Here is a 14,200-nt window from a genome sequence, read left to right as displayed (position 1 = left end):
CGGCCGTGGGCAGCCCCGCGGCACGACGCGAACGGCTCTCGGCCGCCGATGCGTCGAACATCGTGATCGACGCGCCTGATCAGGTCAACGCGTTCCTGATGGCCGGCGTGCTCGGGCCCGGCGGCCCGATCGGCCCCGGCGGCGAGGTGGACCTCCGGGCGCTCCGTGCTGCGCTCGCCGCAGTGATCCCGTCGGAGCCGCGGCTGTCGCAGCGGGTCGTGCGCGACGGGAGGCGCTTCGCGTGGGAGCGCGTGCCGGTCGACCTCGAGGCGCACGTGCGCCTCGCCGACCCCGTCGACGGACTCCCCGGATTGGAGGCGCTCTGCGCCCGCCTGATGGTGACCGCCATGCCGACGGACCGCCCGCTGTGGGAGCTCCTGCTCGTGCCCGGGGCCGCGCCGGGCCGTGTGGCCGTGGTCCTGCGGATCCACCACGCGATGGCCGACGGGCTCGCCGCGGTCGGCCTCGTCGAGCTCCTGCTCGGTCCGACGGGAACCGCGCCGGCGGCGGATGTCGACCCTCCCGGCGACGGCGTCGAGCCGCCCGCGGACTCCGCCGTGTCGGCGCGACGCGGCCTGCGGGCCCGCCTCCGCATGCTCGCCTCGGGCTGGGAGCGCACGGCCGCGGTGCTCCGCCCCGCCGTGCCGCGCACCGTCCTGCTCGGCCCCATCGGCCCTCGGCGCGGCGTGGCGTTCGTCGATGCGCCGCTCGATGCCCTCGCCGCCGGCGCGAGCACGATCGGCGCCACCGTGAACGACGCGCTCCTCGCGGCCGTCGGCGCGGCCGCCGAAGCCGCGCTCCGCTCCCGCGGCCGGCCGATCCCGCCGGTGCTCCCGGCGAGCGTGCCCGTCGCGCTCGGCGCGCGTGGCCGCTCGGGGAACGCGGTCGGGGTCATGCTCGTGCCGTTGCCGACGGGCGAGTCGGATGTCGCGACGCGTCTCGCGCGGATCGCCGCGCTGACACGCGCACGCAAGGCCGACGCCCGTTCGCGCGGCCAGTTCGAGCTCACGCGGACCCGCACCGGCACGGTGCTCTTCCGACGGCTCGTGCGATTCCAGCGGCTCATCGTCATGTTCGTCACGAACGTGCCGGGGCCGCGCCATCGGCTCGCACTCGCCGGCGCCCCGCTGGAGCGGGTGTGGCCGGTCTCCGCGATCCAGGGCAACGTGCGGCTCAGCGTCGCCGCGCTGTCGTACGACGGCATGTTGCGGTGCGCGGTCCACTGCGACGCGGATGCCATCCCGGCGACCTCGTTCGCCGTCGTGCTCGGACAGGAGCTCGAGCGGGTCGCAGCGCTCGCGTGAGCGCGGTCGCGCTAGGCGGGCTCCGGCATCCGCTCGGAGCGACGGCGGCGCAGGACGACGACGAGCAGGGCGGCGGCCGCCGCCTGCAGGAGGACGACGAGCCACACCAGCGCGGAGAGCTGGGCGTAGAGCAGGCCGGCGACGGTCGCCCCGGCGAGTGCGCCGACGCCCTGGAAGACCGCGAACCATCCGTACGCGGATCCGCGCTGGCCCGCCGGGACGAGGTCGGCGACGAGGGCCTTGACCGTCGAGTCCTGGATGCCGGTGGCGAGCCCCCAGACCGCCACGCCCGCCACGACGACGCCGACGCTGCCGCCGAGCGCCATGCCCGGTACGAACGCCGTGAGCACCGGCACCGAGAACAGGATGCCGGCGCCGAGGCGGTCGTACGCCCATCCCGTCGCCACCGCACCGATCGCGGCGGTCGCCATGCCGACGGCGTAGACGAGCGGCACGCCCGCGACCGGCACGAGCTCGGCGGCGACGAGGTGGTACGACAGGACGCCGAAGCTCAGCAGGCCGAACGTCGTGAGCGCCGCGAACGCGGCGAAGAGGAGGAAGGTCGTCCGAACGTGGGCGGGGACCGCGCCGAGCCCCGCGAGGAGCGCACCGGGCGACCGACGCGTCGCGGTCGCCGACGCAGGCGAGGGCACCGGCGGTTGCGGTTCCGCCGGCGTCGGCGCCGCGTAGACGCGCGTGTCGGGCACGCGTGCCCGCAGCCAGAGCAGGAGCACCATGGCGGTGGCGGCCGGCACGGCGAGCGCCAGGAACGCGGGCCACAGCTCGCCGGTCGCCGCTGCGATGGCGGCGACGACGAGCGGCCCGGCGAACGCCCCGACCTGGTCGAGGAGCTTGTGCACACCGAACGCCCGGCCGCGACCGACCGCCTCCGCGGCATCCGCGAGCAGCACGGTCTTCGCCGGCCCTCGGACGCCCTTGCCGGTGCGCTCGGCGAGGATCAGCCCGCTCGCCGTGGCGAGGGCGGCGGCGCCCAGCGAGGGCGTCAGCGCGAGCAGTGGAACGCTCACGGCGCTCATCGCATAGCCGGCGATCGAGAAACCCCAGTACGCGCGGCTGCGGTCGGCCCACGGTCCGGTCACGAGCCGCAGCACGAGCGCCACGGCCGTCGCCGTCCCGGTGATGGCGCCCACGAGCGCCGCGGACGCCCCGAGCTGCTGCAGCAGCGCGCCGCCGACCGAGATGGCCCCGTCGGAGACCATGTCGATGAACAGGCTCACGAAGCCGAGTCCGAGCACCATCGACCACGGGCGCAGTCCCGGAGGGCGGTCCCGGCTCGTGTCCGTCATGCGCGGCTCGGCGGCCTCTGCAGCCTCGGCGCCCGGGCCACGCCGGACTCAGTCGCGCGTGATCGCGCGCACGATCGCGCCGACGCCGACGAGCAGCGCGACGCCGGCCGCGGCGGCGAGGCCGAGGACCAGCGCCGGGTTCTCGCGGTACTTCTCCTGGATCCAGTCCGACGCGTCGTCGATGAACTCGCCGGCGTCGTCCATCGCATCGGCGGCGAGCGCCTTGGCCTGGCTCGCCGCGTCGGAGGCCGCGGCGGTCGCCTTGCTCGCGGCCTCTGAAGCGACGGCGGTCGCCTTGCCCGCGGCCTCCGAGGCGGCGGCGGTCGCCTTGCCGATCGCCTCGCTCGCCGCGTCGGTCAGGTCGCCGACCAGGTCGCTCGCCTCGTCGCTCGCGGCCTCAGCGGCGGCCATCGCGTTCTCGACGGCCTCCTCGACCTGGTCGTCGAGCTCGTCGGTCTTCTTGTCGGTCGCATCCGTCATGGAACATCCCTTCCATCGGTGTCGCGTGTGGTGGGCAATGCTACGCGTCCCGTGTTCCGGGCGCGTGAACGGGGCGGAGGGATTGCCGACGTATGCGGCGCGTGGTACCCGGGAAGCCCCTATCCGAGTCCCGCCCGCTCGGCGAGGACCTCGCGGAGCACCTCGCGCGTGGCCTCGAGGCCGCGGTGGACCTCCTCGAAGCTCGTCGACAGCGGTGCGAGCCCGACCCGCAACCCGCCCACGTCGCGGTAGTCGGGGATCACGTCGCGCTGCCAGAGCCGGGCGGTGACCTCGCGCATGGCGTCGTGCTGCAGGATCACGTGGCCGCCGCGCTCCTCGGCGTCACGCGGCGAACCGACCGCGACGCCGAGCGGAGCGAGCCACTCGTCGGCGACGTCGATCGCGTACTCGGTGAGCGCGATCGACTTCGCGCGGATCGCCGCCATCCCGACGTCCTCGATCATCGCCAGCGTCTCCTGCATCGCGATCATCGCGGTGATCGGCGACGTGCCGCTGACGAAGCGCCGGATGCCGGGCGCCGGCACGTACTCGGGCCCCATCGCGAACAGGTCGGCCGTGCCGAACCAACCCTGGATCGGCTGCCGCAGCACCTGCTGCAGGTCGTCCCGCACGTACGCGAACGCGGGGGAGCCGGGCCCGCCGTTGAGGTACTTGTAGGTGCAGCCCACGGCGAGGTCGAACTCCCAGCGGTCGGCGTGCACCGGCACGGACCCGGCCGAGTGGCAGAGGTCCCAGAGGATGAGCGCGCCGGCATCGTGCGCGATGCGCGTGAGCTCGGGCGCGTCGGCGAGGTAGGCGGACCGGTACGAGACGTGGTTGACGACGACGAGCGCCGTGTGGGGACCGGCGACCTCGGCGAGCTGCTCGGGGGTCACGCCGCGCTCGAGGTCGACGTCGATCCAGCGGAGGCGGCATCCGGTCTCGCTCGCGATGCCCTCGAGCACGTACCGGTCGGTGGGGAAGTTGTCGCGGTCGACGACGATCTCGCGGCGCTGCGGGTCGCGTGCGACCTGCGCGTCGACGGCCGCGCGCGCGAGCTTGTAGAGGAGCACCGTCGTCGAGTCGCCGATGACGGTCTGCCCGGCCTTCGCCTCGATCACGGCGCGGCCGATGCGGTCGCCGATCTCGTACGGCAGCTGCAGCCACGACTCGTCCCATCCGCGGATGAGCCGGCCGCCCCACTCCTCGCGCATGAACCGCTCGACGCGCTCGATCGCCGCGACCGGCGGCCGGCCGAGCGAGTTCCCGTCGAAGTAGACGAGGTCGGTGTCGGCGCCGACGAAGCGCTTGCGGAGGTGCGCGAGGCCGTCGGCGCGGTCCTGGCGGCGGGCGTAGGCGAGCAGCGAGTCCATGGTCAGCGGAGCTCCAGTTCCTCGGTGGGCACGAGTCGTGCCGTGGCGAGCCATCGGGCCACGGCGTCGGGGTCGACGAGATCGCCGTCGGCCGGTGCGGGGTCCGGCACGAAGGTGGCGACGCCGGCGTCGGCCCAGCCGGGGGTCGGCTCCGGCCACGGGTCGGCGAGTGCCGCGATGATCGCGGATGCCGCGAGCCCGGCGCGAACGAGTGCGGCGACCTCGACGGGGTTCACGCCCGGTTCGAGCTCGCCGTTGCCGGAGTCGGTGCCGTAGAGCACGCGCCCGCCGGCGGCGTGGAAGCGGCGGACGTTGTCGATGGCGGTCTCGGCGACGGATGCGTCGTCCCGCACGTGGATCGCGAGCGTCGAGATCCACGCCTGCCGCGACGCGACGGCGCGAGCGATCACGTCGTCCTCGAGTCGCTCGGTGAAGGGCGCGTGCACGAGCACGTCGGCTCCGGCGTCGATCGCGAGCTCCGCCATCCCGGCGCCCTCGGCGTGCACGGCGACCGGCAGCCCGGCCGCGCGCGCGGCGGCGACGACCGCGTCGAGCGTCGGACGATCGAACGCCGGGCCCGCGACCGAGTTCAGCGCGACCTTGACGACGGACGCCCCGAACCGCCGCTGCTCGTCGACCGCCGCTTCGACGGGCCCGCTGAGCGCGTGGTGCCGGCGCTCGCGCAGGTCGTCGGCGTCGCCCGAGACGGCGTCGAGTTCGCGCACGCTCCCGGCCGGCGCCCACGGGCGGCCCGTCGGGTACCCGCCGCGGGCGGTGAGGAACGCCCCCGCGTACCGCACGTGCGGCAGCCCGTCGGCGCGGGCGATCGTCGCGATCGCGCCGGGGTCGGCGCCGAGGTCGACGACGGCCGCGATCCCGCGCGCGACCGCGGGTGCGGGGTCGGCGAGCTGCAGGTGCACGTGGTGGTCGATGAACGGCGGCAGCATGACGCCGGTCTCGCCGGGATGATCGCCGTTCAGCGACCGCCGCACGCGTCGCGCGAGCGGCCCGAGCGGATCCGTCGACCGGGCGGGCTCGTCGGGATCGGGGGAGTGCGCGGCATCCGTCATCTCGCTCACCCCGGGATCTCGGTGCGGACCGCGTACAGCTCGGGGAAGAAGGTGAGCTCGAGCGCGCGCCTGAGGAACGGCGCGCCGCTGGACCCGCCCGTGCCCGTCTTGGAGCCGATGATGCGCTCGACGGTCTTCAGGTGCCGGAACCGCCAGAGCTGGAAGTTGTCCTCCAGGTCGACGAGTTCCTCGCAGGTCTCGTAGGCGGCCCAGTTGTGCTCGGGGTCGGCGTAGATCGCCGCGAACACGGGCACGAGGTCGTCGTGGAAGGTCCAGGCCTTCGTCACGTCCCGGTCGAGCACGTCGGCCGGGATGTCGTATCCGGCCCTGGCGAGCAGCCGCAGGAACTCGTCGTAGAGGCTCGGCGCTTCGAGGGCGCGGCGCACGATCGCGCTCGCCGCGGCATCCGCCTCGAAGACCTGCAGCATCTTCGCGTTCTTGTTGCCGAGCGTGAACTCGACCGCGCGGTACTGGTACGACTGGAATCCGGACGCGTTGCCGAGCACGCCGCGGAACTGCGCGTACTCGCTCGGGGTGAGCGTCGCGAGCACCGACCACTGCTCGGTGAGCGTCTTCTGGATGTGCTTCACCCGCGCGATGCACTTCAGCGCGGGGGCGAGGTCGTCGGCGCGCATGAGCTCGCACGCGGTCTCGAGCTCGTGCAGCACGAGCTTCAGCCAGAGCTCGGTGGTCTGGTGCTGGATGATGAACAGCAGCTCGTCGTGGTGCTCGGGCCGCGAGATCGGCCGCTGCGCGGCGAGCAGCGTGTCGAGGTCGAGGTAGCCGCCGTAGCTCATCCGGTCGCTGAAGTCGGTGACGACGGATGCCTCGATGCGTCGCGTGTTGGCCTCGACGCCCCGTTCGTCCGCTTCGACCGCTCGGTCGTCGTTCGATGCTGCCACGCGGCCAGCCTAGCCACCGGGCCGGTTCGCCCGTCAGGGCCCCGAGCGCGCACTCGTCCGGGGACCCGGACGATCGGTGCGACGCCGGCACCGCCGTCGGAGGCCGGGCGTAGGGTCGGTCGCATGCGCGAGGAGTACCGGTTCACGGCGGTCGTCTACCGCTGGGAGGAGCGCGCCGCCGATTCGTGGTTCTTCGTCGACGTGCCCGGCGACCTCTCCGAGGAGATCCGCGACCGCCCGCGCATGCCGCGCGGGTTCGGGTCGGTGCGGGTGTCGGCGACGATCGGCGGCACGACCTGGCGGACCTCGATCTTCCCGGGGAAGCAGCGGTACGCGCTCCCGCTGAAGCGCGCCGTGCGCGAGGCCGAGGGCATCGAGGCGGGAGAACCGGTCGAGGTGCACCTCGAGACGCTCGAGTAGCAACCGGACGGGTCGTCGTCTCCGGGTGCGACGCGCCCGCGAAAGTGGGTGCGGCGGGCATCCCCCAGAGCAGACTCCCACCCCGTGCCCGCCGCACCGACGCCCCTCCCCCGAGTGGGCGCATGTCTCCCGCACTAGGGAAAGCGGAGTAGACGCTCCGAATACTATCCGATCCGGACACCCGCCGTGATCTCGGGCGTACGCTGGAGTCGTGACCACGACCGTGTCGTCGCGTCGGGACGCCCGTCGCAACCATGAGCGCCTCCTCGTCGAGGCCAGGCGCCTCTTCGCCGAGCGCGGCATCGACGCACCGCTCGACGAGCTCGCCACCCGTGCGGAGGTGGGTGCCGGCACCGTCTACCGGCACTTCCCGACCCGCGACGCGCTGATCCGGGAGCTCTACGACACCGGCGTCGACGACCTGCGCACCTTCACGACGAAGATCAGCGAGGCCGAGAGCGGATGGCACGCCATCGAGATCTGGCTCGAGGCCCTGTCCGCCTGGCTCATCGAGCGTCCGTACCTGCCGGCCGTCATGCGTCGCGTGGCCGAGCTCGATCCCGACCACCGCCCGGGCACCGAACTGCAGGCGGTGGCCGACGGCATCGTCGCACGGGCCCAGGCCGAGGGCGCGCTGCGTCCCGACGTCACCGCGGTCGACATCAGCGTGCTCGTCGACATGCTGGGTTCGCTCGGCCAGTACGGCGGGACCTACCTGCCGTTCTGGCGACGACAGCTGGCGGTGGTCCTCGACGGGCTCCGTGCTCGGCCCGACGCGAGCGAGCTGCCGGGCGCCGCGCTCGACTTCGGCGAGTTCCACGACATGTCGCACCGGAAGCGCCCCGAGGACTGAGCCTCGGCGGGCCGCAGCCAGGGGCAGAGGTGCCGCCCGACGGCGGCCGGGCGCCAGGCCGCCGTCTACTCCGCCGAGCGCACCTCGACGACGTTGGCCCACGGGTCGTCGAAGGCGATCGTGCGTCCGTCGTCTCGGGCCGGAACCCGGAAGTGCGCCATCCGCTCGCCCAGCTCGCCGAGGTCGTCGGCCGTCGGCACCAGGATCTCGACCTTGCCGAGGCCGAGGGCGAGCTGCCGGCGTCCCGCGCCGAGGCTCTTCCACGTGTTCATGGCCATGTGATGGTGGTAGCCGCCGGCGCTGACGAAGAGCGCCTGGTCGCCGTAGGTCGCGGTCTGGTCGAAGCCCAGGCGGTTCACGTAGAACTCGCGCGCGCTCGCGACGTCGCCCACCGAGAGGTGCACGTGCCCGACCCCGGCCGTACCGAGCCCGGTGCCCGCGGCCGCAGCATCCGCCGCTCGCTCGGTGAGGTGCTCGCGGAGGTAGCCGTTGGGGTCGAGGAAGATCGTGGCCATCTCGACCGTGCCGTGCGTCCAGCTCCACGTCGAACGGTCGCGGTCGAAGTAGAGCTCCACGCCGTTGCCCTCGGGGTCGTCGAAGTAGAACGCCTCGCTCACGAGGTGGTCGGCGCTGCCCGTGAAGGTGCCCGGGTGCTTCGACGCGACGGACAGGAGGGCGGTGGCGAGCGCCTCGCGCGTGTCGAACAGGATCGCGGTGTGGAACAGGCCGGCGCTGCGCGGCGATGCGTGCTTCAGCTCGGGGGCGTGCTGGAGGATCATCGCGGGCACTCCGCCGCGGCCGAGCACGGCGACCGGTCCGTCGTGGCTCAGGAGCTCGAGCGTCACGCCGTCGCGGTAGTACCGGATCATGGCGTCGAGGTCGGCGACGCGCAGCGTCACCGGCCCCATCGCGGTGTCGGCGGCGAGGCGGTCGTGGGCGGCGCCGGACGCGCCGCTCGAATCAGTTGTAGACACAACCATTTCAACCATGTCCCTTCGACGACTATTCCCGTCCCGCGGGGAGGTCGGGGCGAGCCGGCCGGAACCGACCCGCCTAGAGTCCGAGCGTGAGCCGCTCGACGAGCGCCCGGTAGCGCTCGGCCGTCTGCTCGACGATCTCAGCCGGGAGGGTCGGGGGCGCCGCCTGCGCGGACCGGTCCCAGTTCGCCGCGAGCCAGTCGCGCACGATCTGCTTGTCGAAGCTCGCCATGCGGATCTCGGGCGTCGCGCCCGCCAGGTACGCTTCCAGGTCCCAGTACCGGCTCGAGTCGCTCGTCAGCACCTCGTCGGCGAGCGTCACGATTCCGAGCTCGCGGTCGGCGCCGAACTCGAACTTGGTGTCGGCGAGGATCAGCCCGCGCTCCTCGGCGACCTCGGAGGCGTGCTGGAAGACCGCGAGCGAGATCGCGCGCAGCTGCTCCGCGACCGTCTCGCCGACGAGCTCGACGGTCCGCTCGTACGAGATGTTCTCGTCGTGCTGTCCGAGCGGGGCCTTCCAGGCGGGCGTGTACACCGGCTCGGGGAGCCGGTCGCCGTCCTGGAGGCCCTCCGGGAGTCGGAGCCCGCCGATGCCGCCGGTCGCCACGTACTCCCGGTATCCGCTGCCCGTGAGGTAGCCGCGCACGACGCACTCGATCGGGAACATGTCGAGCGTGCGGCAGAGCATCGCGCGGTCGGCGACCGAGTCCGGGATCGCAGGCAGGTCCCGGTAGCGGTCGTCCTCGGCGTATGCGAGGTGGTTCGGGACCTCGGGCAGCCGGTCGAACCACCAGCGCGTGAGCGAGGTGAGCAGCGCCCCCTTGCCCGGGATCTCGGGCTCGAGGATCTCGTCGAACGCACTCACGCGATCGCTCGCGACGACGAGGGCGACGGGCGACAGCTTCAGGGGGTCGCCGGTCCAGGTGTCGTCGTCGGTCATCAGGTCCGTCGGCACGTACAGGTCGCGCACCTTGCCCGAGTAGACGAGGGTCCAGCCGGCGAGGTCGGTCACGTGGGTCATGCTGTCTCCTTCTCGTCACGAACGCCGCCGCCCGATCCGGGCACGGCGCCCGGCTCAGTCCGCGACGCGTGCGGCGATGTCGGTGCGGTACTGCCCGCCGTCGAGGCGGAGCTGCCCGATCGCCTCGTAGGCGCGGCGCCGCGCCTCGGCGAAGTCGTCGCCGACCGCGACGACGTTGAGCACCCGACCGCCCGTCGCGATGAGGTGCGGCTCGGTGTCGTCGTGGGTCGAGCCGACCGCCGTCGCGGCGTGCGCGAGGTGCACCCCGGGCACGGATGCCGCGGCGTCGAGCCCGTCGAGCCGTCGCCCGGTCTCGGGCGACTCGGGGTAGCCCTCGCTCGCGAGCACGACCGTGACGGCCGCCTCCGCCCGGAACTCGGGCCGCGGCAGCTCGCCGAGCCCGCCGGTCGCGGCCGCGAACAGCAGGCCGGAGAGCGGGGTCGCCAGGCGAGGCAGCACGACCTGCGTCTCGGGGTCGCCGAAGCGCGCGTTGAACTCGATGACGCGGATGCCGCGGCTGGTCAGGATGAGCCCCGCGTAGAGCAGCCCGATGAACGGCGTCTGCTCCTCGGCGAGCTGCTTCACGGTCGGCAGCGCGATCGTCTCGATCACCTCGTCGACGAAGGCCTCCTCGCTGCCGAACCGCTCGTCGAGCCACGGCAGCGGCGAGTAGGCGCCCATGCCGCCGGTGTTCGGCCCCTCGTCGCCGTCGCGCAGGCGCTTGTAGTCCTGGGCGGGCGAGAGCGGCAGCACGCTGGTGCCGTCGGAGAGCAGGAAGAGCGAGACCTCCTGGCCGTCGAGGAACTCCTCGACCAGCACGGGACCCTGCTGCAGGTAGTGCGCGGCGTGCGCGAGCGCGGCCTCGCGGTCCTCGGTGACGAGCACGCCCTTGCCGGCGGCGAGTCCGTCGGCCTTCACGACGTAGGGGGCGCCGAACTCGTCGAGGACCTCGGTCACCTTGGGCAGCGAGTCGACGAGGCTCGCGCGGCCCGTGGGCACGCCGGCCGACTCCATGATGCGCTTGGCGAACGTCTTCGACCCCTCGAGCGCCGCGGCGGCCTTGGCGGGGCCGAACACCGCGATCCCCCGCGTCCGCAGGGCGTCGGCGACGCCCGCGACGAGCGGCGCCTCGGGGCCGACGACGACGAGTTCGATGTCGTTGTCCATCGCGTAGTCGGCGACGATCACGGGGTCGGCCGGGTCGAGCGCGATGGTCTCGACGCTGCCCCGCGCCGAGGAGGTGGGGGATGCCGCGATCCCCGCGTTGCCGGGCGCCGCCACGATCTCGTGGCCGGCCTCCTCGTCGAGCAGGGCGAGGATGATGGCGTGCTCGCGCGCGCCCGAACCGAGGACGAGGATTCTCACCCGCTCAGGCTACCGGACCCCCTCGCGACGCCCGCGGGCGTGCGGGAGGATGGGGGGATGCCGCGGAGGATCGGAGACGTCGAGGGGCGCGACGCCGTCGCGTCGGTCGTGCGAGCGGATGCCGCGGCATCCGTCGACCGGAACACGCTGGCGCTCGCCGTGCGGTACACCCTGCAGCTGCTCGCCGAGCGCGCACCGGGCGGGACTGTCGAGGTGCGCGTGCCGCCGTTCGGGGCGGTGCAGTGCATCGAGGGGCCGCGGCACACGCGCGGCACCCCGCCGAACGTCGTCGAGACGGATGCCGCGACCTGGCTGGGCCTCGCCACGGGCTCGCTCGCGTGGGGCGACGCCCGCTCGTCGGGGTCGGTCCACGCCTCGGGTCAGCGCGCCGACCTCGAGGGCGTGGTGCCCGTCATCGACGCCGCGCGGCTCGGCTGACGCGCGCCGTGCGGGAGAATGGACGGGTGAGCGATGCGAACCGTCCCGAGCCCGCAGATCCCGCCGATGGCGGGGCGTCGCCCGTCGAGCCGGAGGCAACCGTCGCCGCCGACGGCTCGGCCGGCCCCGGCGCATCCGTCGAGCACGCGGCCCCGGCCGACGAGGGCGCATCCGGCGGCGACGCCCACCCCAAGGTCGAGCGCATGGACGTCGACCCCGAGGCCGGCGAGCGCCTCGAGACCGACCTGACCAGCGACGCGGTGACCGTGCGCCGGTCGCCGCGGTACGGCAGCTTCCTCCTGCTCGGCGCCGCGCTCGGGGTGCTGGTCGCACTGATCCTCACGTTCGCGTTCCCCGAGAACGACCAGTTCGACCGCGGGCAGGTGTTCGGCTTCCTGCTGCTGTGGTGCGGCGCGGGCGGGCTCGCGCTCGGCGGCGTGGCCGCGCTCGTCATCGACCGCGTCCTCTCGAAGCGCCGCGGCACGGCCGTCGCCGAGCACGAGTCCACGCACTACGTCGACGACGACCCCGAGCCCTGATCCGCGCGGGCGGCGAGCAGCAGCCGCTCGAACTCCTCGACGCTGCCGTGCGCGCGCTCGAGGTCGGCCCGTCGGAGCACCGGATGCCACGCCCCCGCCGCATCACGGCCGAGGACGACCGGCGGGCCCGCGTCGCGGACGATGGCGGATGCCGCGGCATCCGCCACCTCGTTGCGGTGCCGGAGGGCGAACGGCACCCCGATCCGGCGCACCATGTCGTCCCACTCGGGCTTGCGGCGCCACGTGTGGGTGATGTCGCACAGCGCGCACTCCCTGGTGCCCAGGAGGTGTCCGACGATGTAGGCGAGGTCGCCTCGGACGCCGCCGTCGGCGTCGTAGATCCCGAGGTACTCGGCGAACTCGCCCATGCGGACAGCGTCGCAGGTCCGACCGAGGACGGCCTGTGAGCGGCGGGCCCGGTGTCAGCTGAGCTGGGTGCGCTCGACCCACTCCAGGTACTCGGGCGTGACCGTGCCGGTCACGTACTCGCCGGTGAAGCACGAGAGGTCGAGGCGGTCGATCGACGTGCCCTCGGTGATCGCCGCCTGGAGGTCCTCGACCTCCTGGTAGATCATGTGGTCGGCGCCGAGCTCGCGGGCGATCTCGGGGATCTTCCGGTCGTGCGCCACGAGTTCGTCGCGGCTCGGCATGTTGATGCCGTACACGTGGGGGAAGCGCACGGGCGGCGCGGCCGACGTGAACGTCACCTTGTTCGCGCCGGCGGCGCGCGCCATCTCGACGATCTGCTTCGAGGTCGTGCCGCGCACGATCGAGTCGTCGACGATCAGCACGTTCTTGCCCTTGAACTCCGTGCCCATCGCGTTCAGCTTCTGCCGGACCGAGCGCTTGCGCGCGGCCTGCCCCGGCATGATGAACGTGCGGCCGACGTAGCGGTTCTTGTAGAAGCCCTCGCGGTACTCGATCCCGAGCTTCTGGGCCACCTGCATCGCGGCGGGCCGCGAGGAGTCGGGGATCGGCATGACCACGTCGATGTCGCCCTGGTCCATGTGCGTCGCGATCGTGTTCGCCAGCCGGTCGCCCATGCGCAGGCGCGCCTCGTAGACCGAGATGCCGTTCATGATCGAGTCGGGACGCGCGAGGTAGACGTACTCGAACGAGCACGGGATCAGGCGCGGGTTCCTGGCGCACTGGCGCGAGATCATCTCGCCGTCGGTGGTGATGAAGACGGCCTCGCCGGGCTCGATGTCGCGCACGACCTCGTAGTCGCCGTTCTCGAGCACGAGCGACTCGGATGCGACGATCCACTCGTCCTTGCCGGCGTCCGTCGTGCGCCTGCCGAGAATGAGCGGCCGGATGCCGAACGGGTCGCGGAACGCGAGCAGTCCGTGGCCGGCGATCATCGCGATGACCGCGTACGAGCCCTCGACGCGCTCGTGCACCTGGGCGACCGCGTTGAACACCTGGTCGGGGTCGAGCTCGAGGCCCGTGATCTGGCCCTGCAGTTCGGTCGCGAGCACGTTGAGCAGCATCTCGGTGTCGCTCGTCGAGTTCACGTGGCGGCGATCGATGCGGAAGAGATCCTCGGACAGTTCGCGCGTGTTCGTGAGGTTGCCGTTGTGGACGAGGATGATGCCGTACGGCGCGTTCACGTAGAACGGCTGGGCCTCCTCCTCGCGCTCGGCGGCGCCCTTCGTCGTGTAGCGGACGTGCCCGAGCCCCATGCGGCCCAGCAGCGAGCGCATGTCGCGCGTGCGGAACGCCTCGCGGACCTGCCCGCGCGCCTTGTGCATGTGGAAGATCGGGCCGTCGGCCGTCGCGATGCCCGTCGAGTCCTGCCCGCGGTGCTGCAGGAGGAGGAGGCTGTCGTAGATCTGCTGGTTGACGGGCTCGGTGGAGACGATGCCGACGATGCCGCACATGCGAGCGATGGCTCCTCGGGAGGTGTGGTGATGCGTCCGAGCTGGACGATACATCCTCGCATACGCGCGCGTGTGAGCCGGCTGTGCGGATGCCGCTGCTCACCTGAGCGACGGCGTGCTCGGGAGGCCCGCAGCTCCGCGGGGAACGGCCCGGCGGCCAAACGACGAACGTACCCCGTGCACGTCGCACGTGGGGAGCTTTTCCCGGAACCCTCGCGCGGCTTCTCGATTTCCGCGAAGGATGCGTCAGGCACTCCCCCCGAACGGGGGA

The 14,200-nt window shown here is 73.0% G+C and carries 15 protein-coding genes; 5 read left to right on the top strand and 10 right to left on the bottom strand.

Going from position 1 to position 14,200, the window contains the following annotated elements:
- Nucleotides 1–5: 5 nt before the first annotated feature.
- Entirely contained in the window at nucleotides 6–1,304 is a 1,299-nt protein-coding gene (locus GJR97_RS04775; protein WP_154345381.1) for a wax ester/triacylglycerol synthase domain-containing protein, read from the top strand.
- 11 nt (nucleotides 1,305–1,315) lie between these two features.
- Here the strand turns inward: GJR97_RS04775 and GJR97_RS04770 are convergent, their stop codons facing one another.
- The 5 genes from GJR97_RS04770 to kynA form a co-directional block, all read right to left on the bottom strand.
- Nucleotides 1,316–2,611 (bottom strand): MFS transporter, encoded by a 1,296-nt coding sequence (locus tag GJR97_RS04770; protein ID WP_229275991.1) that lies wholly within the window; start codon nucleotides 2,609–2,611, stop codon nucleotides 1,316–1,318.
- A gap of 48 nt (nucleotides 2,612–2,659) precedes the next feature.
- The gene (locus GJR97_RS04765) at nucleotides 2,660–3,091 is read right to left on the bottom strand and encodes a hypothetical protein (protein ID WP_154345380.1); all 432 of its coding nucleotides are present in this window, start codon (nucleotides 3,089–3,091) and stop codon (nucleotides 2,660–2,662) included.
- 119 nt (nucleotides 3,092–3,210) lie between these two features.
- Nucleotides 3,211–4,464: a kynureninase gene (locus GJR97_RS04760; RefSeq protein WP_195760608.1), complete on the bottom strand. Its 1,254-nt coding sequence runs from the start codon at nucleotides 4,462–4,464 to the stop codon at nucleotides 3,211–3,213.
- Nucleotides 4,465–4,466: 2 nt separating this feature from the next.
- Nucleotides 4,467–5,534, bottom strand: coding sequence for an amidohydrolase family protein (locus tag GJR97_RS04755; protein WP_154345412.1), 1,068 nt, complete (start codon nucleotides 5,532–5,534; stop codon nucleotides 4,467–4,469).
- Nucleotides 5,535–5,539: 5 nt separating this feature from the next.
- Nucleotides 5,540–6,436: a tryptophan 2,3-dioxygenase gene (kynA, locus tag GJR97_RS04750; protein ID WP_324613161.1), complete on the bottom strand. Its 897-nt coding sequence runs from the start codon at nucleotides 6,434–6,436 to the stop codon at nucleotides 5,540–5,542.
- 123 nt (nucleotides 6,437–6,559) lie between these two features.
- Between kynA and GJR97_RS04745 the strand changes: the two genes are divergently transcribed.
- Both GJR97_RS04745 and GJR97_RS04740 read left to right on the top strand, forming a co-directional pair.
- A complete protein-coding gene (locus GJR97_RS04745) occupies nucleotides 6,560–6,856 on the top strand; it encodes a DUF1905 domain-containing protein (RefSeq protein WP_154345378.1) in 297 nt (98 codons plus the stop codon).
- A 211-nt stretch (nucleotides 6,857–7,067) separates the two neighbouring features.
- Nucleotides 7,068–7,709, top strand: a complete 642-nt coding sequence (locus GJR97_RS04740) for a TetR/AcrR family transcriptional regulator (protein WP_154345377.1) — start codon at nucleotides 7,068–7,070, stop codon at nucleotides 7,707–7,709.
- A gap of 65 nt (nucleotides 7,710–7,774) precedes the next feature.
- Here the strand turns inward: GJR97_RS04740 and GJR97_RS04735 are convergent, their stop codons facing one another.
- From GJR97_RS04735 to purD, 3 genes are all read right to left on the bottom strand, one after another.
- Nucleotides 7,775–8,689: a VOC family protein gene (locus GJR97_RS04735; protein ID WP_407643573.1), complete on the bottom strand. Its 915-nt coding sequence runs from the start codon at nucleotides 8,687–8,689 to the stop codon at nucleotides 7,775–7,777.
- Between the two features lie 73 nt (nucleotides 8,690–8,762).
- The gene (locus GJR97_RS04730) at nucleotides 8,763–9,707 is read right to left on the bottom strand and encodes a phosphoribosylaminoimidazolesuccinocarboxamide synthase (RefSeq protein ID WP_154345376.1); all 945 of its coding nucleotides are present in this window, start codon (nucleotides 9,705–9,707) and stop codon (nucleotides 8,763–8,765) included.
- Between the two features lie 54 nt (nucleotides 9,708–9,761).
- On the bottom strand, nucleotides 9,762–11,072 hold the full coding sequence (purD, locus tag GJR97_RS04725) for a phosphoribosylamine--glycine ligase (protein WP_324613160.1): 1,311 nt from the start codon (nucleotides 11,070–11,072) through the stop codon (nucleotides 9,762–9,764).
- 57 nt (nucleotides 11,073–11,129) lie between these two features.
- On the opposite strand from purD, the gene GJR97_RS04720 reads away from it, so the two are divergent.
- Both GJR97_RS04720 and GJR97_RS04715 read left to right on the top strand, forming a co-directional pair.
- Nucleotides 11,130–11,510: a sterol carrier family protein gene (locus GJR97_RS04720; RefSeq protein ID WP_154345375.1), complete on the top strand. Its 381-nt coding sequence runs from the start codon at nucleotides 11,130–11,132 to the stop codon at nucleotides 11,508–11,510.
- A 26-nt stretch (nucleotides 11,511–11,536) separates the two neighbouring features.
- Nucleotides 11,537–12,049 (top strand): hypothetical protein, encoded by a 513-nt coding sequence (locus GJR97_RS04715; protein WP_229275989.1) that lies wholly within the window; start codon nucleotides 11,537–11,539, stop codon nucleotides 12,047–12,049.
- On the opposite strand, the gene GJR97_RS04710 is transcribed toward GJR97_RS04715, so the two are convergent.
- Nucleotides 12,022–12,417 (bottom strand): hypothetical protein, encoded by a 396-nt coding sequence (locus GJR97_RS04710; protein ID WP_154345374.1) that lies wholly within the window; start codon nucleotides 12,415–12,417, stop codon nucleotides 12,022–12,024. The two genes, GJR97_RS04715 and GJR97_RS04710, sit on opposite strands and share 28 nt — an antisense overlap.
- 54 nt (nucleotides 12,418–12,471) lie before the next feature.
- On the bottom strand, nucleotides 12,472–13,929 hold the full coding sequence (gene purF, locus GJR97_RS04705; RefSeq protein WP_154345373.1) for an amidophosphoribosyltransferase: 1,458 nt from the start codon (nucleotides 13,927–13,929) through the stop codon (nucleotides 12,472–12,474).
- Nucleotides 13,930–14,200: the final 271 nt, after the last annotated feature.

The organism is Agromyces kandeliae (assembly GCF_009674665.1).
Taxonomy (GTDB): domain Bacteria; phylum Actinomycetota; class Actinomycetes; order Actinomycetales; family Microbacteriaceae; genus Agromyces; species Agromyces kandeliae.
The sequence above is the reverse complement of the archived record's forward strand: the minus strand, read 5'-3'. Positions and strand labels throughout refer to the sequence as shown.

Bases quoted from the DNA above. Each gene is read 5' to 3' on its own strand.
- GJR97_RS04770 (WP_229275991.1), bottom strand. From the start codon at position 2,611: ATGACGGACACGAGCCGGGACCGCCCTCCGGGACTGCGCCCGTGGTCG.
- GJR97_RS04720 (WP_154345375.1), top strand. From the start codon at position 11,130: ATGCCGCGGAGGATCGGAGACGTCGAGGGGCGCGACGCCGTCGCGTCG.
- GJR97_RS04730 (WP_154345376.1), bottom strand. From the start codon at position 9,707: ATGACCCACGTGACCGACCTCGCCGGCTGGACCCTCGTCTACTCGGGC.
- GJR97_RS04745 (WP_154345378.1), top strand. From the start codon at position 6,560: ATGCGCGAGGAGTACCGGTTCACGGCGGTCGTCTACCGCTGGGAGGAG.
- purF (WP_154345373.1), bottom strand. From the start codon at position 13,929: ATGTGCGGCATCGTCGGCATCGTCTCCACCGAGCCCGTCAACCAGCAG.
- GJR97_RS04710 (WP_154345374.1), bottom strand. From the start codon at position 12,417: ATGGGCGAGTTCGCCGAGTACCTCGGGATCTACGACGCCGACGGCGGC.
- GJR97_RS04735 (WP_407643573.1), bottom strand. From the start codon at position 8,689: ATGGTTGTGTCTACAACTGATTCGAGCGGCGCGTCCGGCGCCGCCCAC.
- GJR97_RS04755 (WP_154345412.1), bottom strand. From the start codon at position 5,534: ATGACGGATGCCGCGCACTCCCCCGATCCCGACGAGCCCGCCCGGTCG.
- GJR97_RS04760 (WP_195760608.1), bottom strand. From the start codon at position 4,464: ATGGACTCGCTGCTCGCCTACGCCCGCCGCCAGGACCGCGCCGACGGC.
- GJR97_RS04765 (WP_154345380.1), bottom strand. From the start codon at position 3,091: ATGACGGATGCGACCGACAAGAAGACCGACGAGCTCGACGACCAGGTC.